We start from the raw sequence: 17,720 nt of genomic DNA, 5'->3' as shown, positions 1-17,720 counted from the left end.
AATGAGAGAGCGATCGGTGACGGTCCGCGTGGCCCGCTGGAGCGCGCTGCATCCGGGGCTGGCGGTCATCGGCTGGCTGGTCTTCGTGGTGCTGTGCCTCGGCGCGGGGACGGCCGCCGGCATGAACAGCGCCACCTCGAAGGACTTCCGCGTCGGCGAGGCGGGCCGCGCCGAGGCCCTGGCGACGGACGGCGGTCTACCGCTGCGGTCCACCGAACACGTCCTGATCCGGGCCGCGAAGGGACCGCTGGACAAGAGGGCCACCGCGGCCGCCGTGCGGGACGTCACCGACCGGATGGAGGCCCTGCCCGAGGTGGCGTCGGTGGCGCCCCCGGCGCGCTCCGCCGACGGCCGCGTCCTGCGCGTCCAGGTGGAGCTGCACGGCTCCGAGCAGGACGACCAGAAGAACGTCCCGCCGCTCCAGGCCGTGACCGAGAAGGTCAAGAAGGCCCACCCGGACCTGGTCATCGAGGAGACCGGCGACGCCTCCGTGAGCAAGGGCGTCGACGACCAGCGCGACAAGGACCTTCAGTTCTCCGAGGCGATCACGCTGCCCGTCACGCTGATCACCCTCGCCGTCGTCTTCGGCTCGGTCGTCATGGTCGGCGTACCGGTGCTGCTCGCCGTCACCTCGATCATGGCGACGATGGGCCTGGCGATGCTCGCCTCGCACCTGCTGCCCGACACCGGCGTCGGGATGAGCATGATCCTTCTCATCGGCATGGCCGTCGGCGTCGACTACACGCTCTTCTACCTCAAGCGCGAACGCGAGGAGCGGACCAGGGCCGGCGGCCGCCTCACCTCCGCGGCGGTGGTCGAGGCGGCCGCCGCGACGGCCGGCCGCGCCATCGTCGTCTCCGGCCTCGCCGTGATCGTCTCCACCACCGCGCTCTTCCTGGCCCGTGACGTCATCTTCGACTCGCTCGCCACCGGCACCATCCTGGTCGTCGCCGTCGCCATGGTCAGCTCGGTGACCGTGCTGCCCGCCCTGCTGGTCGTCCTCGGCCGCCGTGCCGAGCGCCGCGCGGCCAAGCGCCAGGCCCAGGGCAAGCCGGTCCGGACGCGCGGGATGCGGGGGAGGAGCGAGACGCACGGCGAGCGTGAGTCGGGCCGCGTCTGGTCCGCCCTGCTCGCCCCGGCCCGCAAGCACCCCGCGCTCACCCTGTGCATCGCCGTCCTCGCCATGCTGGGCCTCGCGGTGCCCGCCCTCGACATGCACCTCAAGAACCCGGCGCGGGACAGCTTCTCGCGCGACATCGACGCCATGAAGGGGTACGACCGGCTGCTCGACTCCTTCCCGGAGCTGCGCGTACGGCACTTCGTGGTGGTCCGCGCCGACGCCGCGCACGCCGGTGACGTCCGCAAGGCCCTGACCGACCTCGACCGCGCCGCGCAGGACGACCCGCTCTTCGCGCGCGGCTCCGACGCCCCGCTCCTGCGCTCCGCCGCGGACCACCGGACGACCCTGCTCGAACTGAACGCCGCCGACCCCACGTACTCGAGAAACGCCGAAGTCTCACTCGAACATCTCCGGAAGGACCTGCTGCCCCGGACCGTCGGCCAGGTGCCCGGCGCAGAGACGGCCGTCACCGGTGAGGTCGCGCGCGGCGTCGACTACGTCGGACACCAGAACGACAAGCTCCCGCTGGTCCTCGGCTTCCTGCTCCTGATGACCTTCGCCATGACGGTCCTCGCGTTCCGCTCCGTCGTCCTCGGAATCCTCGGCGCCCTGCTCAACCTGCTCTCCGTGGGATCCGCGCTCGGCCTGCTCGTCCTCGTCTTCCAGGGCGACTGGGCCGAGGGACTGCTCGCCTTCGACTCCCTGGACGGCATCTCCTCGCGCGTCCCGCTCTTCCTCTTCGTGATCCTCTTCGGGCTCTCGATGGACTACCAGGTCTTCGTGGTCAGCCGGATCCGTGAGGCGGCCCTGAACGGCGTGCCGACGCGGCAGGCGGTCCTGGACGGCATCGCGTCCTCCGCCAAGGTCGTGACCAGCGCGGCGATCGTCATGGTCACCGTCTTCGCGAGCTTCGTGATGCTGCACATCCTGGAGATGAAGCAGATGGGCTTCGTGCTCGCGGCGGCCGTCCTGCTCGACGCCTTCGTGATCCGCGTCATGATCCTGCCCGCGGCGCTGCTCCTGCTCGGCCGCGCCACGTGGTGGCCGTCCCGTGCCTTTCGCGGGCCGGTAAACCCGGCAATAGGAGGAGCGCAGGATCGCACAGGACCGATAACCGGTGAAGTTGGGGGTGGTGGGTGGGCGCGCCCCCAATCGAACGCTTACGATCCTCTGCGTGTCCAAACTGACCGACGTGCCCAAACGGATCCTCATCGGGCGCGCACTGCGCAGTGACCGGCTGGGAGAAACGCTCCTGCCGAAGCGCATCGCACTCCCCGTCTTCGCGTCCGACCCACTCTCCTCCGTGGCGTACGCGCCGGGAGAGGTCCTTCTCGTCCTCTCCATCGCGGGTGTGTCGGCCTACCACTTCAGCCCCTGGATCGCCGTCGCGGTCGTCGTGCTGATGTTCACGGTCGTGGCGTCCTACCGACAGAACGTGCACGCCTACCCGAGCGGTGGTGGCGACTACGAGGTCGCCACCACCAACCTCGGCCCCAAGGCCGGCCTCACCGTCGCCAGCGCCCTGCTCGTCGACTACGTCCTGACCGTGGCCGTGTCGATCTCCTCGGGCATCGAGAACCTCGGCTCCGCGGTCCCCTTCGTGGTCGAGCACAAGGTCCTGTGCGCGGTGGCCGTCATCGTCCTCCTCACGCTGATGAACCTGCGCGGCGTGAAGGAGTCCGGCAAGCTCTTCGCCATCCCGACGTACGTCTTCGTGGCGGGCGTCTTCATCATGATCGCGTGGGGCGCCTTCCGCGGCCTGGTCCTCGACGACTCGATGCGGGCGCCCACCGCCGACTACGAGATCAAGCCCGAGCACCAGGGCCTGGCCGGTTTCGCCCTGGTCTTCCTGCTGCTGCGGGCCTTCTCCTCCGGCTGTGCGGCGCTCACCGGCGTCGAGGCGATCAGCAACGGCGTCCCGGCCTTCCGCAAGCCGAAGTCCAAGAACGCCGCGACGACGCTGGCGCTCATGGGCGGCCTGGCCGTCACCATGTTCTGCGGCATCATCGTCCTCGCCATGGTGACCAAGGTCCGGATGGCGGAGATCCCCGGCAAGGACCTGTTCCACAACGGCGTCCCGGTCGGCTCGGACTACGTGCAGAACCCGGTGATCTCGCAGGTCGCCGAGGCGGTCTTCGGCCACGGCAGCTTCCCGTTCATGATCCTCGCCGCGGCGACCGCGCTGGTCCTCTTCCTCGCGGCCAACACCGCGTACAACGGCTTCCCGCTGCTCGGCTCGATCCTGGCCCAGGACCGCTACCTGCCGCGCCAGCTGCACACCCGCGGCGACCGCCTCGCGTTCTCCAACGGCATCGTGCTGCTCGCGGGCGCGGCCGCGCTCCTCGTCGTCATCTACGGCGCGGACTCCACCCGCCTCATCCAGCTCTACATCGTCGGCGTCTTCGTCTCCTTCACGCTCAGCCAGATCGGCATGGTCCGGCACTGGAACCGCCACCTGGCCAAGGAGAAGGACGCGAACAAGCGCCGCCGCATGATCCGCTCCCGCGCGATCAACACGTTCGGCGCCTTCTTCACCGGCCTGGTCCTGGTCGTCGTCCTGCTCACGAAGTTCACCCACGGCGCCTGGGTCGCGCTGCTCGGCATGTGCATCTTCTACGCGACGATGACGGCCATCCGGCGCCACTACGACCGCGTCGCCGAGGAGATCGCCGCCCCCGACGCCCCCGGCGACGAGAGCGTGCGGCCCTCCCGCGTCCACTCGATCGTCCTGGTCTCCAAGATCCACCGCCCGACGCTGCGCGCCCTGTCGTACGCGAAGCTGATGCGCTCGCACGACCTGGAGGCGCTCAGCATCAACGTCGACCCGGCGGAGACCAAGGCCCTCAAGGAGGAGTGGGAGCGCCGCGGCATCACGGTCCCGCTGAAGGTCCTCGACTCGCCGTACCGCGAGATCACCCGCCCGATCATCGAGTACGTCAAGAACCTGCGCAGGGAGAGCCCGCGCGACGTGGTCAGCGTGATCATCCCCGAGTACGTGGTGGGCCACTGGTACGAGCACCTGCTCCACAACCAGAGCGCGCTGCGCCTCAAGGGCCGCCTGCTGTTCACGCCGGGCGTGATGGTGACGTCGGTCCCGTATCAGCTGGACTCCTCCGAGGCCGCGAAGAAGCGGGCCCGCAGGCGCTCGGAGTGGAACGCGCCGGGCGCGGTGCGCAGGGGCCCGGTGGAGCGGACGAAGCGACCGAAGGAACAGGGCAAGAAGGAGCCGAGCAAGAAGTAGCCGAGCAAGAAGTAGCCGAGCAAGAAGGGCCAGGGGTATCTGCCCCGTCCTGTCCGGTTCCGTGGCGAGCGGCCGGACGACACCCACGTAGACTGGTGGGCTGTTGTCCGGCCGTTCCCCTTTTACGTTGTGGAGTCACCCCGCCATGCAGGCAGAACCGAAGAACGAGCAGGCGGGGAACTCGCTGGTCGGCCAGGAGTACGAGGTCGAGATCGGCCCCGTCGCGCACGGCGGCCACTGCATCGCCCGTACGGCGGAGGGCCAGGTCCTCTTCGTACGCCACACGCTGCCCGGCGAGAAGGTCATCGCACGCGTGACCGAGGGCGAGGAGGGCGCGCGCTTCCTCCGGGCCGACGCGGTGACGATCCTCGACCCCTCCAAGGACCGCGTCGAGGCCCCCTGCCCGTACGCGGGACCCGGCCGCTGCGGCGGCTGCGACTGGCAGCACGCGAAGCCGGGCGCGCAGCGCCGCCTCAAGGGCGAGGTCATCGCCGAGCAGCTCCAGCGGCTGGCCGGGCTGACCCCCGAGGAGGCGGGCTGGGACGGCACGGTCATGCCGGCCGAGGGCGACAAGCTGCCGGCGGGCGAGGTCCCGTCGTGGCGCACGCGCGTGCAGTACGCCGTGGACGCGGACGGCAACGCCGGCCTGCGCCGCCACCGCTCGCACGAGGTCGAGCCGATCGAGCACTGCATGATCGCGGCCGAGGGCGTCTCCGAGCTGGGCATCGAGGAGCGCGACTGGTCGGGCATGGCGTCGGTCGAGGCGATCGCGGCGACGGGTTCGCAGGACCGCCAGGTGATCCTCGCCCCGAAGCCGGGCGCACGCCTGCCGATCGTGGAGCTGGACAAGCCGGTGTCGGTCATGCGGGTGGAGGAGAAGGACGGCGGCATCCACCGCGTGCACGGCCGCGCGTTCGTGCGTGAGCGCGCCGACGGCCGCACGTACCGGGTGGGCAGCGGCGGCTTCTGGCAGGTCCACCCGAAGGCGGCGGAGACGCTGATGCTCGCCGTCATGCAGGGCCTCACCCCGCGCAAGGGCGACACGGCCCTCGACCTCTACTGCGGCGTCGGCCTCTTCGCGGGCGCGCTGGCGGACCGCGTCGGCGAGAAGGGCGCGGTGCTGGGCATCGAGTCCGGCAAGCGGGCGGTGGAGGACGCGCGCCACAACCTGGCGTCCTTCGACCGCGTCCGCATCGAGCAGGGCAAGGTCGAGGCGGTTCTCCCGCGCACGGGCATCACGGAGGCCGACCTGATCGTCCTGGACCCGCCGAGGGCGGGCGCGGGCAAGGCGACGGTCCGCCACCTGGCGAGCCTGGGCGCGCGACGCATCGCTTACGTGGCGTGCGACCCGGCGGCGCTGGCGCGGGACATCGGGTACTTCCGGGAGGGCGGGTACCGGGTGCGGACGCTTCGGGCGTTTGATTTGTTTCCTATGACGCATCATGTGGAGTGTGTGGCGATTCTGGAGCCAGCAGCGAAGGGCGTCTGACCTGCGCTTTTCTGGTTTTTGTGAACCTGCTCGACATTCTTGCGAAGCTGGGACGGGTACACCGTGTGGAAGTGCGTTGAGCTCCCTCGATGACTCAAAACAGCGGCGGTGGTGCGATGCCCCGGGGCCGGTAGGTGTGATTGGGGACCGTCGGGCGGACCCCTTGGCTGTATGGCGGTGGGTGCCGTGAAGCGGTGCTGGGGCACTGACCGCACTGTTAGCTTCTCTGCCCAATCGCCTCTCGGTTGTGCCGTTTCGTGGCGCTGGGTGGTGTCCGATGCCTGTGGCGTTTGGGCCGCAGGGGCAGGTGCGTGGTAGACGTGACGCTCGTGGCGATCAATTCATTGCCCCTCCACCGGATGCCCGCTGTCCGACGTGGGTATCGCCACCCGAGGCCAGAGCGAGGCAGTCAGCGGCTTCCTCCATGATGCACGCCGTGCCGGCGGGGTCATCGGAGAGCAGTGCGACCGCCCGTTCGTAGCAGCTCAGGGCCTCTGCGCAGCGGCCTTGGGCGCACAGGCATCGGGCGTTCCAGAGGGGGACCGTCCACAGGGGCACCGTGCCTCTGTCGGCTGCGGTTGCAGTTGCGGTTGCGGTTGCGGCATTCTCGGCCAGCTCCAGCTGCTCCTCGGCTTGCGCGAAGTCCTCCTGCGCGATGAACAGACGGGCGAGCGCGATGTGCAACTCGACGATGAGCAAGCCGATGTTTCCGCTCACGCTCAGCTGATCGCGCAGCAACCTCCGCAGCTCGTCCTCGGTGCCGCTGGACTCCGCCAGCTCCAACTGAAGGTCACGCCGGGTTTGGATGAGGTCGGCGAGGCTCGCGGGGTCTACCGGAGAGTCGCTCCCGGCCGGCATGTAGAGACCGAGGAGACGGCTGATCAACGCGATGGCCGGGCGTTCACCTTCCCCGTGCAGCAGCAGGCGCACCACATGGAGTGCGTCGCGATCCTTGAGCCTGTCCCGAAGGACGCCTGAGCTGCGATCCCTCGGTCCAGCAGTCCCCGCTGTAGCTTCGCGCCAGCCTGCGCGGTTGCCAGGTCGTCGAGGGCAGGCGGCAGTTCGTCCTGCACAGCTCTTCACAATGTGCTTTCACGTTCTTACATTCAGTAAGAGTCTGACGTTGGGGAGCGTCCTCGGCGCATTCGAAGGCGTAGCGCGGCCGTGAGGCCCTGCGGTAGTGCCGTCGGCCGTTCTTGCTGACTGGGGGACGGCATGACGGCGAAGCCAGGTAAACGTGAGTCCTACGAACAAGCCGTGCGGTCGGCCGTCTCGGCCTTCGGAGCTGAAGCCACTCCGAAACTGCGAGGCGATGGTTGGCCGGAGGATCAGCTTCGGGGCCCGCTGGAGACTCTGATCCGAGCGGTCGGGGCACGTCTGGGACTTGACCTCACGCTGACTGGTGAGGTCCCGCTCGTCGAGCTGCGCGCCAGGCCCGACTACGCCGTTTCGGTCGACGGTGCGTCGGTTGGATACATCGAGCTGAAGCGTCCGGGGCGTGGAGCCGACCCCTCGCATTTCACAGGGGACAGCGCGGTGCAATGGGAGAAACTCCAGCTCCTGCCCAACGTTCTGTACTGCGACGGCGACGAGTTCGGGCTCTATCGCAGCGGCCGACGCATTGGGGAACTCGCTCAGACGAAGGGGTCTGTTCTCTCGTCAGGGTCCCGTCTCGCACCCGCCGATGGGGCCCTGGCGCGAGTGCTGAACGACTTTCTCACCTGGCAGCCCGAGTCGCCGCGTACTACCAAACAGCTGGTTCGATCCGTCGCACGCCTGTGCCGCCTGCTGTGCGACGAGGTGGCCGAGGCAATGGTTCTGGAGAAAACAGGCAGGCGTCGGCGCCTATTCACGGAGATCGCGGAGGAATGGCGACGGCTGCTCTTTCCTGAGACCAGCGACGAAGAGTTTGTGGAACAATTTGGGCAGACGGTGGTGTTCGCCCTGCTCCTTGCACGGGTCGAAGGCATCGCTTTCGAAGGCGAATCGGTGCATGCGATCGCCGCCAAGCTCGGCAAGCGGCACTCATTGATGGGCAAAGCTCTCGACGTTCTCACCGAGGAAGCTGCCTCAACAGGCCTGTCCACCACTCTCGACACGTTGTTGCGGGTGGTCGGGGCTGTCGATTGGAGCAGGCTCGATGACGGCACTGGCGACTCGTACCTCCTTCTGTACGAGGACTTCCTACAGATCTATGACCGTGACCTACGGATGCGCACCGGTTCCTACTACACCCCGCACGGTGTCGTCGAAGCCATGGTCCGTCTGACCGAAGCGATCCTGAACAGGTCTTTCGGGATCGAGGCAGGGTTCGCATCGCCCGAAGTGGTCGTGGTGGATCCTGCCATGGGCACCGGCACGTTCCTGTTGTCCGTCCTGAAACGGGCGGCTGCCACGATCACGGAAGACGAGGGGCCCGGCGCGCTCGGTCCCAGGCTAAGGCAGATGGTCGGACAGCGAATCATCGGTTTTGAGCGGCAGATCGGCCCGTACGCCGTAGCGGACCTTCGTATGCACGCGCTGTTGAAGGACTACGGATCCGCTGCGCCCAAGCAGGGCCTTCGACTTCTGGTGGCGGACACCCTCGACAATCCCCGGGCTGAGTTCAACTGGATCCCGCACACGTACCGTCCGCTCGCGGAGTCCCGCCGGCAGGCCAATAACGTCAAGCGCGACGAGCGCGTCATGGTGGTCATCGGTAACCCGCCTCATGACGCTGTCTCCCGAGGAGCGGGAAAATGGATCGAGGCAGGAGATCCGGACGTCGGTGAGGCGCCCCCACTCGATGCCTTTCGCTTGCCGGGCAATGGAACCTACGAGTCGAAGATGTCCAACCTGCATGTCTTCTTCTGGCGTTGGGGGACGTGGAAAGTCTTCGATGCACATGAAGATGCGCCGTTCGGAGTGGTCGCCTACATCACTCCCAAAGCGTGGTTGAAGAGCCGTGCGTTCGCCGGTATGCGCAGCTACCTACGCAACTCGGCCGACGAGGGATGGATCATTGATCTGTCTCCTGAAGGCCAGCGATCCGAAGTTGCGAGACGTCTCTTCCCGGATGTCGCCCAGGAGTTGTGTATAGCGGTGTTCGTTCGTCGTCGTGACGCCCTTCGGGGAGCTTGCCCTGGCGAGCAGCCGGGCGCAGCGATCGTGCACCACCTCAAGGTGCATGGCCGCCGGGGCGAGAAGACCCAACGGCTGCTCAATCTGACGCTGGACGATCCTGACTGGCAGGACTGTATTGCCGGCCCGGCGGATCCGTTTCTGCCGCAAGGCAGTGATCTGTGGACGAGCGCGCCGGGGCTGGGGGACTTGATGCCCTGGTCGTCGCGCGGTGTGACGCCTGGCCGAGTCTGGGTCTACGCACCGGACGAGGCGACGCTCCGCACCAGGTGGCGCATCTTTCTGGGTGCCGACGAGTCGGGTCGAAAGGATCTGTTTGGCGAGGCCCGAGACCGCACCGTTGACAGCCGTGTCACGCCGCTTGCCGGAATGACGGGGTATGACACGACCCCGCTGCGGCGGGAACAGCGGCCTCAGCCAGAGGCCGTACAGGTCGGATACCGGTCCTTCGACCGGCAGTTGATCATGCCGGACCACAGGTTGATGGTGGTTGCTCGTCCGGACCTCTGGCGCGTGCGGGGCGACAGTCAGGTGTTCACCGTAGAACAGAACGCACATCAGATCGTCAACGGACCGGCCCTCACCTTCAGTGCGCTGATCCCGGACATGGACTACTTCAACGGACGCAGCGGGTGCGTCCGACCTCTGTACCGCGACATGCGGGGTGACACTCCGAACGTCGCCCCTGGCCTGCTCGAACTGCTCGCGCGGAGGCTCGGAGGACGTGTCAGTGCGGAGGACTTGCTGGCGTACGTCGCCGGCGTGGTGTCTCATCCGGCCTATACCGAGCGGTTCCGCGCAGACCTCGAAGATCCAGGCGTCCGCGTCCCTCTGACCAGTGACGCCCAGTTGTGGTGCCGCGGCGTCGGCATCGGCCGCCGAGTGCTCTGGCTGCACACCTATGGTGATCGCTTCGCAGACCCCGTGGAGGGGCGCTCGCGTGAAAAGTTACGTCTCTCGACGCACCGCCCGCGTTGCGTCGTGGAAATACCCGACACCAAGGACCAGATGCCTCAGGTTCTCCGCTACGAGCCGGAGGACCAGAGACTGTGGATTGGCGAAGGGTGCATCGCCCCGGTTCCGCCGACCACCCGTGCGTATCAGGTCTCCGGGATGAACGTGCTGGACAAGTGGTTCGGTTACCGCCGACGCGAACCCGCGGGGAAGCGTCGGCTGGAGCTCGACCGTGTGGTGGCCCAGCGGTGGTCTCCGGAATGGACCACGGAGTTGCTCACTCTGCTCAACATTCTCGGGCTGCTGGTGCAAGGAGAGCCGGCGCAGCGTGCGCTTCTGGAGGATGTCTGCTCCGGGCCTCTTATCTCCGTTCAGGAGCTGACAGAACTGGGGGTTCTTCCTGTGCCGCCGTATGCGCGCAGACTTTCCAGGTCTTCAGGAGAGGATGACGGACTCTTCGGGAGCTGAGTCAAGGCGCCCAACTCTGATACTCGCCGCCCTGTAACCGGTTCAACGCGCTTCGTTTCCAGGGCTGTTCGGAACGAGAGGTCGGCTACCAGCCGCGGATCTTGCGCCCGTACTCGCTGTCAGGCGGCTGACCACGGCTGGGTCGCGGTGGTCGAAGGACGTCGATGTTCTCCCCCATGCGCCCGGCACGGACCGATTTGGAGATCGCTACGACGCCGCACCGGGAGGCGATCGTGCTCAGGAGCAGGTAGGGGAAGAGGTAGTTCCTGCCTTCGGCGAAGCCGTCCCAGCACCGGATCTGGACGCCGTATTCGCGCATGACCTACTGGTCAGTGGTGCGCTGGTGGAACGGGTGGGTCTCGATCAGCTCGTCCATGCTGTCGTGCTCGATCTGCCGCTTCGCAGCCTTCTCCGGACAGGTGGACATGCCCTGCTTGCCGACCCGTTCCTGGATCGCCTGCTGCGCCCTGGCGCTGGACGGCTTGGGGGTCATCGGGTACGTGACCACGGGTACGGCGAACCGGAAGGAGCGCGAGCCTTCGCTTGCACGCGCATACATCGGATTGGTACATACGCTAGTCTCGGTACATGTCCATGAAGCGAACCAACGTCTACGCCGATCCCGAGGACCTCGCCATCATCAAGGAGGCTGCCAAGCGACGGGGCATCAGTGAGGCCGAGATCATCAGGCAAGGCATCCACCTCGCGGCCATGGCCAATCGCGTCTGGGACGAGCCCCTCTTCTCCCGCACTTTCGAGGGATCCGGTCGCACTCCCAGTAAGCGCGGGGTGCGTGACACCGTAGCCGACGCTGTACGCCGTGAGACCGGGACCGGAACCGCTGCGTGATCATCGTCATCGCGGACACGTCCGGCCTCCTCGCGGCACTCGACTCCACCCACCCCGAGCACCAGGCGTCCAATGAAGCGATCATGGCCGCCGGTCTACTGGTGATGTCGCCTCTGCTGCTTGCGGAGATCGATCACGTGGCCACCCGGGAGCTCGGGCGCGAAGCTGCGCTCAGCGCGGTCGACGACATCCGAAACTGGATGCGGCGCGGCCGTGTCGCTGTCCCTGAGATCACGGAAGACCATTTGGGGGTTGCTCAGTCCGTGCGTGCCCGCTACCGCGACCTCGACCTGGATCTGGCGGACGCCGTGAACGTGGCCCTCGCCGTCGACTACGACACTGACGCTGTGCTCACTCTCGACCGCCGTGACTTCCGCGCGGTGCGCCCGCTGGGTCGCTACAAGGCGTTCCGAGTTCTTCCCGATGATCTTCCTCTCTGAAGCCGGTAACGCCTGTCGAGGGTTTCGCCTTTGCCGGTCGTGACGCTGGTTTGACGCTCTGGGCGCCTGCGTGACGAACGACGGCCCGGGAGGCTGGCTTTGACCTGGGATTTTCCGGGACCCGTCCAGGCCGACACCTTTCCGATGACACATCATGTGGAGTGCGTGGCCATCCTTGAGCCTGCCGAAAAGGGCGCCTGACCTGCGGCTTTGTCGATGTGCAATATGTGCGGTGCGGTCGTTACGGTTCGTGCTGGTCGAGCGGGGTGGGGCGCGCGTTCTCGCGGGCTGGCTTTGCGGGAACTTGAAGGGAAGGCGGCCGACCCCGCCTGTCGCATTTCGGCGGGCCCGGTCGTTGGCGGAGCGGGCGCTCAATGGTTCGGTCCGTAAGAGCTCCAGTGCATGAGGAAGGGGCTCAGCGGGTCGAGGCCCTCGGCGGGGGCCCCTGCCCGCCTGGTGGCGGAGAGCTGCACAGGGTCGAGGGTGTGGACCCTCGACTCGGCCGCCGCCCCTTCTCGCGTGGTTCGCCCCTGGCGGGCAAGCGCCGGTCGGTGACGCCGCCTCCGCGTAATCGCACTGTGGAGGCCAGGGCCGGGTGTGATGGCGTGCGTCGGCGGGGGAAGCTGCAGGGCCGGCTACGCGTCGGCGCTCAACATGTCCATCAGTCCACCGGTCTCTGGTCGCCCCTATGACCCCCTGCTGGGGGCCGCCATCAGCCGCCGCTGCCGGATGGCGAATACCTCGCTGTCGAGACCGCGAAAATCTGTGTTGGCCGGAGTAGACATTCGGTGGCGGTGTGGTTATGGTTTCTGCTGTAGCCGAGATCGAGCGAGGCCCGGCAGAGACGAACTGCCGGGCAGCAGTACCCGTAAGTGCAGTTGCAGGACGGTGCGGTGGCGGAGTTTCGGAGCCAGGGTTGTTGCAGGACGGCGACGGGGCTGGTGACCGGACCGGGTGGCCCGCAGTGATCAGGGGCCGCCAGGCAGTACCGCAGTGGCAGTACAGGTAGATGCAGTACGCAGTAACAGCAGTACGCAGTTTGAGGTAAGTGATTCCACCCAGAGGGAAAGAACGGAGGAATCGAGCATCATCAGGATCGCCGCGCGTTCCGCGGCGGTGTGAACAGAGAATGCCGGCGCAAGATCAGGGCCGGCGGATGGTGTAGCTGTTCCTTCGGGGCCCGGGTGTCAGTGGTACGGCACCCGGGCCCCTCCATGCGTGCCACAGACAGTGCGGTGACAGTCGGCGGCTTTTCCTCACCGTCTTCTCACCGTCTCCTCGCCGTCTCCTCGCCGTCTCGTGAACGAATGGGTGGGAGAGTCGAAGGGGGCGAATCAGCGCTCTGCCAGCTGAACTGCCCCGGCAGGGGCGGAGGTGGCGACGAGTTTTCGCTCAAGGGTCGGCATCTTGACCTTGGGCTTCTTGTTCGGCAGCGAGAGTCGGAAGACCTTGCGCCACGCGGAGAACACCTGCTTGGGCAGCGGGCCCGTGACGTAATCCAGCTCGTACTTCTCGAACAAGGCGCGCACTTTCACCGCGACCTCGGCGTACCGGTTGCTCGGCAGGTCCGGGAACAGGTGGTGCTCGATCTGGTGTGACAGGTTGCCGGTCATGAAGTGCATGGCTTTGCTGCCGCTGATGTTCGCCGAACCCATCATCTGGCGCAGGTACCACTGGCCGCGCGTCTCGCCGTCGATCGACCGGCGCTCGAAGACCTGTACGCCCTCGGGGAAGTGGCCGCACATGATCACCGAGTGGGACCAGAGGTTGCGGACCAGGTTCGCGGTGAACGTGGCGGCGAGCGTGCTGAGGGACGACGGGCCCGACAGCAGGGGGTGGACAACGTAGTCCTTGAGCACCTGCTTGCGGATCTTGCGGCCGACGGCTTTGGCCCGCGCGCGGAACTCCGGGTCCTTGCGGCGGTGCTTGTCCAGGTTGTCGCCGAGCTCCAGGTCGTAGGCGGCGATGCCGTACTCGAAGAAGCAGGCGTTGAGGAAGTTCCACAGCGGCTGGCCGAGGTGGAGCGGGTGCCACTTCTGGTCCTCGTCGACGCGCATGATGCCGTAACCGAGGTCGTTGTCCTTGCCGATCACGTTGGTGTACGTGTGGTGCAGCTCGTTGTGCGAGTGCTTCCACTGCTCGGCCGGCGAGACGTGATCCCAGTCCCAGGTGGTGGAGTGGATCTTCGGATCCCGCATCCAGTCCCACTGGCCGTGCAGGACGTTGTGGCCGATCTCCATGTTCTCCAGGATCTTCGCCACGGACAGACCGGCGGTGCCGATCAGCCACGCGGGCCGGAAGGCCGAGAACAGCAGCACGCCCCTGCTGGCCAGTTCGAGCTTGCGCTGGGCGGAGATGACCTTGCGGATGTAGGCGGCGTCCTTCTCGCCGCGGACGGCGATCACCCCGTCGCGGATCGCGTCCAGCTCTCGGCCAAGCTCCTCGATCTGCTCCCCGCTCAGGTGGGCGGTGGGGTCAATGGCGGTCAAGGTTCTCCTACCGTTCGATGTCGCACGGGCCCGCCGCGGCGGACACGCAGGTCTGGATGAGGACGCCCGGCTCTGCCTCGGTGATCTCGCCGGTGCGCAGGTCGCGGACGGCTCCCGCCTTGAGCGGTGTGACGCAGCCGTAGCAGATGCCCATGCGGCACCCGGACGGCATGAGCACACCGGCCTCCTCGCCGACGTCCAGCAATGGCGTGGCGCCGTCCGCGTCGACGGTCTTGCCCGTGGTGCGGAACGTGACCTCGCCGCCGCCGTCCCCGGAGACGACGATGCTGGGGCGGAAGCGTTCGGTGTGCAGGCGCTCTTGGACGCCGTGCTCGATCCAGTGCGCCTCGGCGGCGTCGAGCAGGCCCGCGGGCCCGCAAGCCCAGGTCTCCCGCTCGGCCCAGTCGGGCACGAGCTCGTCGAGGCGGGCGATGTCGAGCATGCCGTGCGTGTCGGTGTGCAGCTCGGTGAGGCGCAGCTTCTTCTCCGCGACCAGGTCGTGCAGATCGTCGCGGAAGATCACGTCTTGTGGCCGCGGTGCGGAGTGCACCATGACGACGTCGTCGAACTCGGTGTCGCGCAGCATGCCCATCACCGGCGTGATGCCGCTGCCGGCCGTCAGATAGAGCACCTTGGCGGGTCTGGCCTCCGGCAGCACGAAGTCACCGGTCGCCTGGTCGAGCTGGATCAGCGTGCCCGGTTTCGCCCTGCGGACCAGGTGGTTGCTGACCTTGCCGTCCGGGATCGCCTTCACGGTGATCGTGACGCGGCCGTCCCGGCGGTCCGTCGGAGAGGTGAGCGAGTAGGCGCGCCACAGGCGCACCCCGTCGACGTCGACCCCGATCCGCATGTACTGACCGGCCGTGTGGCCGCGCCATCCCCGCCCCGGTCTGATCACGAGGGTCGCGGCGTCACCCGTCTCGGGGTGCACGGCCTCGATGCGCCCGCGCAGGTCAGCGCCCGCACGCAGCGGACTGACCAGGTCGAGGTAGTCCGACGGCAACAGCGGTGTCGTGACCGTCTCCAGCAGTTTCCACGCCCTGCCGCGGAGGGCCGCACTCCTCATGACTCCACCTTGATGCGCCTCAGGGCGTAAAGTCCTGTCTCCAGAACGTGAATCTGGGCTGCCGAATTGTTCGCAGGGAACAAAGTATGAACCATGCCATCCGGAGAGCCAGCGAACTGACCCTCGACGAGTCGACGGTCAGCGCACTGCGGGCCGCGCTGAAGGACACCGCCGACGAGATCGTCCAGGCGATCATCGACGAGGTTCCTTCCTACGCCAACGCCCTCTCGGGCCGCATGGGCGGCATCATCCGGCGCGCCGTACGCACCGCCCTGGGGCACTATCTGGACCTCGCGAGCGGCAACGCCACAGGCGGCGACGCCGGTGACGCGGCGTACGAGCTGGGCCGCGGCGAGGTCCGCGAGGGCCGTTCGATGGACGCCCTGCTCAGCGCCTACCGCGTCGGCGCCCGCGTGGCCTGGCGATGCCTGGCCACGGGTGCCGTACCCGCAGGGTTGCCCGCCGCCGAGGTCGCCAAGTTCGCCGAGCTGACCTTCGCCTACATCGACGAGCTCTCCGCCGCGAGTGCCGCGGGCCACGCCGACGAACTGGCCGCCCAGGGCCGGGCCCACGAGCGTCACCTGGAACACCTGGCCCGCGACCTCCTCGCCGACGCGAGCCCGGACGTGCTGCGGGCCTCTGTGCAGCGGGCCGGGTGGCAGCCTCCGGTGTCGCTGACCGCGGTGCTGCTGCCCGCCGGCCAGGCCCGGCCCGCGTACCGCACGCTCAATCCCAACACTCTCGTCCTCGACGATCTGCCGGACGCCTGGGGCGTGCTGCTGGTCCCCGATGCCGACCGGGCACATCTCCTGAGACAGCTGAACCACCGCGCCGCCGTGGTCGGCCCGACCCGGCCGTGGACTCGTGCGTCCGCCTCGTACGCACGAGCCGTACGTGCGCGCTCCCTCTCCCGCGACATCCGCGATACGGAGGACCACCTGCCCGAGCTGGTACTGAGCGCCGACGCGGACGCGTTCGCCGACCTGCGTGCCCGAGCGCTCGCGCCCCTGCGGGCCCTGCCTGCCGCGACCGCGCGGCGACTGGAGGAGACGTTGCGGGCGTGGCTGCTGCACCAAGGGAGGCGGGACGAAGTGGCAACGGCATTGTTCGTCCATCCCCAGACCGTCCGGTACCGGATGTCACAGCTGCGAGAACTGTTTCCGGACCTCGCATCGCCGCACCGCGTCCTTGAGTTGACGCTTGCGCTCGGTCTCCAGGTCGGCTGACGCACGCCCCAACGTCCACCCGGACCGCCATATCCGAGCGCCCGGTGTGCCGGCGCCTCCACCTGGACATTCGTCGTGGCCGGCCCGGCTCCCGCCTCGGATACCGTGTTCCTCTACGGGGTGCCATTACGGATGTGACGCCCCCCACCGGAGGTAGTCAGCGTATGAGTTCAAAGCGCAGCAAGAATCCAGCCCTGCCCGTACTTGACGACGCATACCGGCTTGAGTCGGTCAAGAACGCCGAAGAGTCCACCCGTGACGTGACCGCGCGGCTGGCCACCACCGAGCTGCGCCGCGCCTCCCACCCGGGCCGGGTCACCTGGGAGCCCATCGATCAGGCCGAGCCCGTACCGGTCCCGCCGAGTGTGGTCGACGGTGACGGGGACCTGTGGCTGCGGGACCGGGGCACCGGCACCTGGACCATGCCCGAGTTCAACCCGAAGGAGTTCCCGGCCCGCTGCGGCGAGGTCCTGACGTGGAACCAGCTTGCCTGCGAGTTCGGCCCGCTCACCGCACTGGCCGACGACCGCCGCATCGGCGGCCGACGCTGACCGCGCAGCCTTCTGGGATGACCGCGCCCTGCGGCACCCGTCACGGGTAGGCGGGAGCTCCAGCTCACCGCCGGTTCCCCTGGGCCTGGCGCCGCTCAGACGTCGTCGCCCGAGGCGTTTGCGTGGCGCGGTGGCGGAGGTGGAGGGGGAGGGCGTACCAGCAGACGGCGAACCACAGCATCACGCCGGCGGCCAGGGCCTCGGCCAGGGGGCCGGGGACGACTATGCGCAGTATCAGCAGGAGGGTGCAGCCGATCGTCAGGGCGAGGAGGACCATGCCGAGCGTCATCAGGCGCCCTGCGGTCTCCACCACTTCGTCCTTCATGCGCTGTCCGGACAGGCAGCGGTGGATGGAGACGGGGGCGATCAGTGCTCCCGTGGCCGACGCGCCGAGTACCACCGTGATGACGTAGACCACCCGGTCGAATGTGCCCAGCTCCCGGAACATGGGGGTGAACGCCACGCTCAGCAGGAAGCCGAAGAGGATCTGCACGCCGGTCTGGGCGACCCGCGTCTCCTGCAGGATCTCGTGCCAGCGGCGGTTGACCCTCTCCCGTGAGGTCTCCGGCGCCTCGGCAGGTCTCTCCTCAGGGTCACGGGCGGGGCTCTCCTCCTTCTCCGTCGACTCGACCTCCGTCGACTCGGCCCGTCGCTCGGTCATGGTCATGGCATCCTCCCCGGTTGGTGGGAACCAAATGCCCCACCCG

The 17,720-nt window shown here is 67.8% G+C and carries 14 protein-coding genes; 8 read left to right on the top strand and 6 right to left on the bottom strand.

What is annotated here, in order from left to right; all coding sequences use genetic code 11:
- The first annotated feature begins 1 nt into the window (after position 1).
- The 3 genes from ACFYO9_RS20800 to ACFYO9_RS20790 all read left to right on the top strand — a co-directional run bounded on the left by ACFYO9_RS20800 (position 2) and on the right by ACFYO9_RS20790 (position 5,850).
- Positions 2–2,353, top strand: coding sequence for an MMPL family transporter (locus tag ACFYO9_RS20800; protein ID WP_358777777.1), 2,352 nt, complete (start codon positions 2–4; stop codon positions 2,351–2,353).
- Positions 2,295–4,361: an APC family permease gene (locus ACFYO9_RS20795; protein WP_355804515.1), complete on the top strand. Its 2,067-nt coding sequence runs from the start codon at positions 2,295–2,297 to the stop codon at positions 4,359–4,361. Before ACFYO9_RS20800 ends, ACFYO9_RS20795 begins: the two co-directional genes overlap by 59 nt.
- A gap of 145 nt (positions 4,362–4,506) precedes the next feature.
- Positions 4,507–5,850 carry a class I SAM-dependent RNA methyltransferase gene (locus tag ACFYO9_RS20790; protein ID WP_355804517.1) on the top strand — a complete coding sequence of 448 codons (1,344 nt, stop codon included), beginning with the start codon at positions 4,507–4,509 and terminating at the stop codon, positions 5,848–5,850.
- Between the two features lie 336 nt (positions 5,851–6,186).
- Here ACFYO9_RS20790 and ACFYO9_RS20785 read toward each other — a convergent pair whose 3' ends face one another.
- On the bottom strand, positions 6,187–6,783 hold the full coding sequence (locus ACFYO9_RS20785; protein ID WP_358777776.1) for a hypothetical protein: 597 nt from the start codon (positions 6,781–6,783) through the stop codon (positions 6,187–6,189).
- Positions 6,784–7,065: 282 nt separating this feature from the next.
- Here ACFYO9_RS20785 and ACFYO9_RS20780 point away from each other — a divergent pair, with 282 nt between their 5' ends.
- Positions 7,066–10,392 (top strand): type ISP restriction/modification enzyme, encoded by a 3,327-nt coding sequence (locus ACFYO9_RS20780; protein ID WP_358777775.1) that lies wholly within the window; start codon positions 7,066–7,068, stop codon positions 10,390–10,392.
- 85 nt (positions 10,393–10,477) lie between these two features.
- Here the strand turns inward: ACFYO9_RS20780 and ACFYO9_RS20775 are convergent, their stop codons facing one another.
- Both ACFYO9_RS20775 and ACFYO9_RS20770 read right to left on the bottom strand, forming a co-directional pair.
- Positions 10,478–10,711 (bottom strand): hypothetical protein, encoded by a 234-nt coding sequence (locus ACFYO9_RS20775; protein WP_358777774.1) that lies wholly within the window; start codon positions 10,709–10,711, stop codon positions 10,478–10,480.
- A 3-nt stretch (positions 10,712–10,714) separates the two neighbouring features.
- Positions 10,715–10,951, bottom strand: coding sequence for a hypothetical protein (locus ACFYO9_RS20770; RefSeq protein ID WP_358777793.1), 237 nt, complete (start codon positions 10,949–10,951; stop codon positions 10,715–10,717).
- Between the two features lie 29 nt (positions 10,952–10,980).
- Between ACFYO9_RS20770 and ACFYO9_RS20765 the strand changes: the two genes are divergently transcribed.
- Positions 10,981–11,241, top strand: coding sequence for a CopG family transcriptional regulator (locus ACFYO9_RS20765; RefSeq protein ID WP_355804522.1), 261 nt, complete (start codon positions 10,981–10,983; stop codon positions 11,239–11,241).
- Positions 11,238–11,681: a PIN domain-containing protein gene (locus ACFYO9_RS20760; protein WP_358777773.1), complete on the top strand. Its 444-nt coding sequence runs from the start codon at positions 11,238–11,240 to the stop codon at positions 11,679–11,681. The genes ACFYO9_RS20765 and ACFYO9_RS20760 overlap by 4 nt, the downstream gene beginning before the upstream one ends.
- A gap of 1,334 nt (positions 11,682–13,015) precedes the next feature.
- Here the strand turns inward: ACFYO9_RS20760 and ACFYO9_RS20755 are convergent.
- Both ACFYO9_RS20755 and ACFYO9_RS20750 read right to left on the bottom strand, forming a co-directional pair.
- On the bottom strand, positions 13,016–14,170 hold the full coding sequence (locus ACFYO9_RS20755) for an acyl-CoA desaturase (RefSeq protein ID WP_358777772.1): 1,155 nt from the start codon (positions 14,168–14,170) through the stop codon (positions 13,016–13,018).
- 7 nt (positions 14,171–14,177) lie between these two features.
- Positions 14,178–15,236: a ferredoxin reductase gene (locus ACFYO9_RS20750; RefSeq protein ID WP_358777771.1), complete on the bottom strand. Its 1,059-nt coding sequence runs from the start codon at positions 15,234–15,236 to the stop codon at positions 14,178–14,180.
- A gap of 86 nt (positions 15,237–15,322) precedes the next feature.
- On the opposite strand from ACFYO9_RS20750, the gene ACFYO9_RS20745 reads away from it, so the two are divergent.
- A complete protein-coding gene (locus ACFYO9_RS20745; protein ID WP_358777770.1) occupies positions 15,323–16,462 on the top strand; it encodes a helix-turn-helix domain-containing protein in 1,140 nt (379 codons plus the stop codon).
- Positions 16,463–16,626: 164 nt separating this feature from the next.
- A complete protein-coding gene (locus ACFYO9_RS20740; protein WP_358777769.1) occupies positions 16,627–17,013 on the top strand; it encodes a hypothetical protein in 387 nt (128 codons plus the stop codon).
- A 64-nt stretch (positions 17,014–17,077) separates the two neighbouring features.
- Here ACFYO9_RS20740 and ACFYO9_RS20735 read toward each other — a convergent pair whose 3' ends face one another.
- Positions 17,078–17,680, bottom strand: a complete 603-nt coding sequence (locus tag ACFYO9_RS20735) for a DUF6328 family protein (protein WP_358777768.1) — start codon at positions 17,678–17,680, stop codon at positions 17,078–17,080.
- Positions 17,681–17,720: the final 40 nt, after the last annotated feature.

The organism is Streptomyces sp. NPDC005863, assembly GCF_042871345.1.
Classification (GTDB): Bacteria; Actinomycetota; Actinomycetes; order Streptomycetales; family Streptomycetaceae; genus Streptomyces.
The sequence above is the reverse complement of the archived record's forward strand: the minus strand, read 5'-3'. Positions and strand labels throughout refer to the sequence as shown.

Coding starts and splice junctions, on each gene's coding strand:
- ACFYO9_RS20800 (WP_358777777.1), top strand. CDS start 2: ATGAGAGAGCGATCGGTGACGGTCCGCGTGGCCCGCTGGAGCGCGCTG.
- ACFYO9_RS20790 (WP_355804517.1), top strand. CDS start 4,507: ATGCAGGCAGAACCGAAGAACGAGCAGGCGGGGAACTCGCTGGTCGGC.
- ACFYO9_RS20780 (WP_358777775.1), top strand. CDS start 7,066: ATGACGGCGAAGCCAGGTAAACGTGAGTCCTACGAACAAGCCGTGCGG.
- ACFYO9_RS20775 (WP_358777774.1), bottom strand. CDS start 10,711: ATGCGCGAATACGGCGTCCAGATCCGGTGCTGGGACGGCTTCGCCGAA.
- ACFYO9_RS20770 (WP_358777793.1), bottom strand. CDS start 10,951: ATGTATGCGCGTGCAAGCGAAGGCTCGCGCTCCTTCCGGTTCGCCGTA.
- ACFYO9_RS20765 (WP_355804522.1), top strand. CDS start 10,981: ATGTCCATGAAGCGAACCAACGTCTACGCCGATCCCGAGGACCTCGCC.
- ACFYO9_RS20750 (WP_358777771.1), bottom strand. CDS start 15,236: ATGAGGAGTGCGGCCCTCCGCGGCAGGGCGTGGAAACTGCTGGAGACG.
- ACFYO9_RS20745 (WP_358777770.1), top strand. CDS start 15,323: ATGAACCATGCCATCCGGAGAGCCAGCGAACTGACCCTCGACGAGTCG.
- ACFYO9_RS20740 (WP_358777769.1), top strand. CDS start 16,627: ATGAGTTCAAAGCGCAGCAAGAATCCAGCCCTGCCCGTACTTGACGAC.
- ACFYO9_RS20735 (WP_358777768.1), bottom strand. CDS start 17,680: ATGACCATGACCGAGCGACGGGCCGAGTCGACGGAGGTCGAGTCGACG.